This is a genomic window from Halomonas sp. M20, assembly GCF_020622265.1.
Classification (GTDB): Bacteria; Pseudomonadota; Gammaproteobacteria; order Pseudomonadales; family Halomonadaceae; genus Modicisalibacter.
This window is the reverse complement of record NZ_JACNMQ010000015.1, coordinates 1-730: the sequence shown is the minus strand read 5'-3', so window position 1 is coordinate 730 and position 730 is coordinate 1. Positions and strand designations below refer to the sequence as shown.

Sequence of the window (730 nt, the reverse complement as noted above, 5' to 3'; positions counted from 1 at the left end):
CCTTTTCGCAGGCTATCACGTCCTTCATCGCCTCTGGCTGCCTAGGCATCCACCGTATGCGCTTAATCGCTTGACCATATAACCCCAAGGGGTCGGGTCGCGATTCAACTTTGCCGGATACGCAGCTTGCGTATCCTTTACATTTGTCAGCTTGATTCATGTTGTTAAAGAGCGGCTGTTCAGAGAACAGTGATAAGCTTGCCCGCAGGTACGCTTATCACTGGCCACGAAACATTGATTGACTGTTGGGAAAACATCGGAAATTGAACAGGTAACGAGTGGTGGAGCCTAGCGGGATCGAACCGCTGACCTCCTGCGTGCAAGGCAGGCGCTCTCCCAGCTGAGCTAAGGCCCCGTTCAAAACAGTGTAAAAGCAATAAAGAAGCTTTTTTACACTGTAAATCCTGTGAGACAAGGCGAATGATGACGACGTATAGCTTGCTATACGAGGAATCATTCAACGCGGTATCGCGAGATTTTGGTGGGTCTGGGCAGACTTGAACTGCCGACCTCACCCTTATCAGGGGTGCGCTCTAACCAACTGAGCTACAGACCCGGCTTTCCCACCGTCGGGATCCGCTCCCAAACAGTCATTGCTCTGGTTGATCAGGTAATTAATGTGAGCACTTGCAAGGATCGAACACGCGTCGTTTAAGGAGGTGATCCAGCCGCAGGTTCCCCTACGGCTACCTTGTTACGACTTCACCCCAGTCATGAACCACACCGTGGT

Annotated in this window: 2 tRNA genes and 1 rRNA gene; all 3 read right to left on the bottom strand. The window is 51.6% G+C overall.

The features are described 5' to 3' along the window. Nucleotides 1-279: 279 nt before the first annotated feature. Nucleotides 280-355, bottom strand: a tRNA-Ala gene (locus H7850_RS18065). A 124-nt stretch (nt 356-479) separates the two neighbouring features. After that, nucleotides 480-556, bottom strand: a tRNA-Ile gene (locus H7850_RS18060). A 96-nt stretch (nt 557-652) separates the two neighbouring features. Continuing rightward, nucleotides 653-730, bottom strand: a 16S ribosomal RNA gene (locus H7850_RS18055); the annotation flags it as partial.